Raw genomic sequence first — 5012 nt, forward strand, 5'->3', positions numbered from 1 at the left:
GAGCGGATTCTTGGTGTCTTCACCCGACACCAGCTTCTCGATCTGGTCCTTGATACCGCGCGCGGAGACATCGTCGCCATCGCTGGTGGCGAGCCCGGACGAGAAGAAGAACTTGAGCGGCAGCACGCCGCGCGGCGTCTGTACGAACTTCTCGTTGGTCACGCGACTGACGGTCGACTCGTGCATGCCGACGGCCTCGGCGACCTCACGGAGCGTGAGTGGACGCAGCGCCTGCACACCGCGCTCGAAGAAGTCCCGCTGCCGATCGACGATATAGTGCATGACCTTCAACATGGTCTGGCGACGCTGCTCGATCGCCTGAATCATCCAGTTCGCCGAATTCAACTTGCTGGCAATGAAGTCCTTGCTCTCCGTGTCGAACTTTTTCTTGTCGCGCGCAATCTCCTGATAGGCCCGAGACAATTTGAGCCGCGGAAGATTACCGTCGTTCAGGAAGATATGGTACGCCTGATCGATCTTGTCGACAACGAGGTCGGGGATGATGTAGTTCTCGCCGGCGGCGCTGTAGCGCAGACCGGGCTTGGGGTCGAGCTTGGCGATCTCGTCGGCTGCGCTCTGCACGTCGTGCGCACTGATACCAAATCGCTTCGAGAGCTCACTCCACCGGTGCGCGATGAGCTCCTCGAAAGATTCCTCGACGAGACGGTACGCCATCGAATCACGATGACCGGCGGCGCGCAACTGCAGCAGTAGACATTCGCGAAGATCACGTGCGCCGACGCCCGGCGGATCGAGCTCCTGAATGACCGTGAGCATCGCCTGCATCTCAGCGTCGCTGAACGGCGCAACTTCGGCGTCGCGTTCTTCTGCTTCGGCCGCGAGCCACTCATTCACGCCGCGTTGGATTTCCTCGATCGGACAGGCGAGATACCCGTCATCGGAAATGTTGCCGACGAATTCATCCGCCAGGATTGCTTCACGCGCCGACATGTCGATCAGCGTGAGCTGCTCGGTGAGATGGTCGGAGAGATGCTTGGGATCGACCGTGACGGGCTCGTACCACTCGCGCTGCTCGTGTTCTTCGCGCTGACCGCCCGTCTCGAATCCATCCAGCAATACCGCTTCCCAATCGACGTCATCGTCACCGGTCTTCTCCGGTTCGGATTCCACGGCCACTTCCGGCTCGGCCAGATCCTGCGCCTCCGGGACTTCGTCGGCGTCCGGCGACTCGTCTTCTTCGTCCTCGGGCTCCACGAGCTCGAGGAACGGATTGACGAGGAGTTCCTGCTTGAGGTGCTGCTGGAGGTCGAGCAAGGGCATATACAGCAAATCCATCGCCTGATACAAGCGCGGATTGACCTTGAGCTCCTGCCGGAGTCCGGTACTTTGTTGGAGACCTGGCCTCATAACGTCACCACCTCTTCATCAGCCTCAGCGAAGCGAGCGCGGAGTCGCGCAGTAAGCGTCGGCCCCAAGTAGATCTCGGCTACGGTATCGTCGAACACCAATTCACGAACCGTGCCGGAAACTTTCACTTGCCCATCAAACATGATGTACGCCCGGTCCACAATGTCCAGTGTCTGTTCGACATTGTGATCACTGATGAGCACGCCGATCCCACGGTGGCGCAGTCCCGCCACGATGGTCTGGATATCGTGCACCGCGATGGGGTCGACACCGGCGAAGGGCTCATCGAGCATCATGAATTTCGGCTGCGTTACCAGCGCGCGCGTGATCTCCAGACGACGGCGTTCACCGCCGGAGAGCTGGAAGGCGCGACTGCTGCGCAGGTGCTTGATGCTGAGTTCATCGAGCAGCGTCTCCAGACGTTCCTTCCGTTCGATTACGGACAGCGGAAGCGTTTCCAGGATCGCCAGAATGTTCTCTTCGACGGTAAGCTTTCGGAAGATCGACGGCTCCTGCGAGAGATAGCCGACACCATGACGCGCCCGCTGGTACATCGGCATGCCGGTGATGTCCTTGCCATCGAGCTTGATGCGCCCCGATTGCGGCTCGATCAGACCCACAAGCATGTAGAAGGTCGTGGTCTTGCCCGCACCGTTCGGCCCGAGCAGTCCGACGATCTCCCCCTGCGCCACGTTCAGCGCAACATCATTCACGACGCGCCGACCGCGATACGCTTTCACCAGTCCTTCAGCACTGAGGACCGAATCACCGGTCACAGGCAGACTCGCGGCGGGAGTGGGGCCGCGACCGTCGCGGGGAGACTCGCCAGTGGCTTGGAGTTGACGGGCCAGATCAGCGCGATGGGCTCGCAGTACCGCCCATAGCGACGGAACGACCTGCACGGTGGACTCCGGCGACGAGAGGCCGCGTGCCGGAATTTCAAGCACGGTCCCGGCCGCGAGACGGGGCAGAATCTCGGTCGCGAGATGGGCGCGCACCTCGTCCATCGGCAGACGCGTGCCGGCCGTGTGCTGCTCGATATAGCGGCTGGCGATGGCATGCAGCGCCGCCGAACCATGCGCGTCTGCGGCCTCGATCACGGCGCCAAGGGCCAACGCCATCGACCGATCGCCGTGCACGACACGGTCGACCAACGCGAGGGTCTCCTCGAGCGAAGTCGGCGTGGGCGATGCGGAATCGGTCATGACGGGCGGCGGGAGATGGAGACGACGGCGGCGGTCAGCGGGACAAACTTCGGAGCGGGAGGCTTCGGTAGCGGGATAGTGGGCACGACCGGGGGCTTCCCGGCCGGCAGCTTCTTCGCGGTGCTGTCCGCAAGACTGTCCGGTGCCGGTTCGAGATACAGTCCCGATGCGGAGGAATCTACTTGAACATCGCGCACGGAGCCCGTATCGAACTGCACGAAGATGCGCTGGCCGCGCACGTAATTGAGCGCCGGGGGTGCGGTCGGCCCGCCTTTCGAGGCAATCTGGAAGAGCGAACTGGCATTCCCGAACGCACGGATTTCCTTGATACGCGTCTGTTTGCTCGTATCGGCCGGCGCCTGCGTCGTATCGAAATAGGCGAAAAGACTATCGCCGCGCAGCATATCGCGATCGACTGATTTGATCTTGAGCGTGTCCGGCACCCCTTTCGCCACGGCACCGCCGATGGCGCGCACTTCGCGCGGACGTTGGTCGGTGAGCACAATGCGCATCGAATCGGCTTCGACGTCCTGCTGCGGCGTCTTTGCCCGTGCACGGCCGCTTCCGAACGCGTACGCCTCGTCGATCTTCTGCTCCTTGAGCCGCAGATCAATGCGTTCCGCGTTGATCACCAGATCCTTGTTGGTCGCCGTCGCGCTGTGCAACGCGAACACCCGATCGAGCTTTTTGTCGGTGGTGAACAGGTCGATCGTATCGCCGTTCAGCGTGAACGCTTGCGACGTATCCGTGCTGCGAATGCGCGCCGCGCGCACCAACCGCGCCAGCTGGCTCGTCTTGTTGTAGGCCAGCGAATCAGAACGCCCGATGATCTTCTCGCGCGTGATGATCACATCGCCCCATCCCAGCAGCAGCGTGTCGCCGAGATCTTCAAAACGGTCGGCGGTCACGACCGTCGGCTGCCCCGGCGTGCCGGTGCTGTCCTTCTCGATGAGTCGGGCCGTAGGGCGGTTCGGCGCCACCAGCTTCGCGACCGGACGCCCCGGCATGACCCGGTAATACTCGATGTTCGGTCCGCTGAACGTGCTGCCGGTGGCAAGCTGCGTGGCGACCACGCCGCCATCGGCAAACAAGCGCCCTTCGCGCGTCAAGTAAATGGCGTGCGCCGCGGTGACACGTAACTTGTTCGGCTCTTCGTACACGACATTGCCGTACAGATTCACGATGCCGGCCGACTCGAACTGTTCCGCGCTGTCGGCGCTGATCTTGTTGTTCTCGCCCTGGCATCGGCCGATAAACCCTCCACCGATGAAGGTATTGGCCGTGCTGTCGGGGAGACGCATATACAGGAGACGCGTTTCCGGCGGACTGTCGGCGAAGTCGAGCACGCAGTCGCGGCCGGTAGCCGACGATGTGGCCTTCCTGGCGGGACGCTTGGCGGCGGCCGCGAGGCTATCGCGCCGGGCAACCTGGAGCGCGAGACTGTCGCGCGTTGCCGCACTATCCTTTCCTGTGGTCTTGGCCGCCACCGACAGCGACTCCGCCCGCGCTGCATCGGCCAGCACCACACCGGCGCGTACGGAATCGGGACGCGTACCGGCCCCGACCGCACTGTCGGACAGCGCAATCGTGGTGGCCGGCGCGACTGCTGTGGCTGCACGGCTCGCGCCACGGCAACCAGCAACGAGCGCCAGCAGCGAGACGGTGCCGAGCACCGTGAAGGCGCGAGTTCGCGAGCGTCGACGTGTCACGCGTTACTTGGTAGGAATCTTGACGGGCGCTAGGCCCTTGCAATTGCGGATACAACGAAACTTCGTGAGCTGCGGATCCGACTCGAACCCCAATCCGGTGAAGGTTCGGGACGGCTCGTTGAGCACGAAGGCACTGTCCGTGAAAATCTGGTTTCGCACCTGATCGTACACGAGCTGTGGCGACGTGAGCCGCTTGCCATCGCCGCGAACGACAACCACGTCTCCGCGTGCGTCGAGACGAGAGAGCCGCGAATTGTACGTACCGGTCTTCGAGGTCAGTACGCCATCCTTTATACCCACGGACGTGTAGAACGTGACGTTCACCCGGCGCAACTCCATCCGCGTGCCATCGTCGTAGGTCAATACCGTGTCGGCCAACAGCACGCCCTTCGAGACGCCCTGATCGGTCAGGAAGATGCGACCGCCGAAGATGATCTGATCGGCAGAATCGGGGATGACGGTCTTCGTGGCCTTGGCCTTGACGTGCGTCTTGCCCTTTCCCCTCGGACAGGCCGCGGCCGTCAACAGAATCGATGCGATACAGCACAAAGAGACGGAACGCCAGTTCATGCTGCGCCCGCGCGCATCAGGTCGTGCAGGTGCACGATCCCGACAAGATGCTCCCGCTCATTCAGCACCGGCATCGCCATGATGCCATGTGTCTCCATACGGTGCACAACAGCACTCCCCAGTTCATGTTCGTACGCCATCTGCGGCGTGGTGGTCATTA

The 5012-nt window shown here is 62.4% G+C and carries 5 protein-coding genes; all 5 read right to left on the minus strand.

The window, feature by feature from the left end; translation table 11 throughout:
- The coding region (rpoN, locus tag ACESNG_RS24480; RefSeq protein WP_373071376.1) for an RNA polymerase factor sigma-54 at window positions 1–1368 on the minus strand (1368 nt) is incomplete at its 3' end.
- Complete coding sequence (gene lptB / locus ACESNG_RS24485; protein WP_373058184.1) at window positions 1365–2144, minus strand: LPS export ABC transporter ATP-binding protein; 780 nt, start codon at window positions 2142–2144, stop codon at window positions 1365–1367. The genes lptB and rpoN, both read right to left, overlap by 4 nt.
- Window positions 2145–2569: 425 nt before the next feature.
- Entirely contained in the window at window positions 2570–4282 is a 1713-nt protein-coding gene (locus ACESNG_RS24490; RefSeq protein WP_373058128.1) for a hypothetical protein, read from the minus strand.
- Between the two features lie 3 nt (window positions 4283–4285).
- Window positions 4286–4807 (minus strand): LPS export ABC transporter periplasmic protein LptC, encoded by a 522-nt coding sequence (gene lptC, locus ACESNG_RS24495; protein WP_373071379.1) that lies wholly within the window; start codon window positions 4805–4807, stop codon window positions 4286–4288.
- Window positions 4808–4848: 41 nt separating this feature from the next.
- A complete protein-coding gene (locus tag ACESNG_RS24500; RefSeq protein WP_373071382.1) occupies window positions 4849–5010 on the minus strand; it encodes a CBS domain-containing protein in 162 nt (53 codons plus the stop codon).
- Window positions 5011–5012: the final 2 nt, after the last annotated feature.

This window comes from Gemmatimonas sp. (assembly GCF_041689975.1).
Classification (GTDB): Bacteria; Gemmatimonadota; Gemmatimonadetes; order Gemmatimonadales; family Gemmatimonadaceae; genus Gemmatimonas.

Coding starts and splice junctions, on each gene's coding strand:
- ACESNG_RS24500 (WP_373071382.1), bottom strand. CDS start 5,010: ATGACCACCACGCCGCAGATGGCGTACGAACATGAACTGGGGAGTGCT.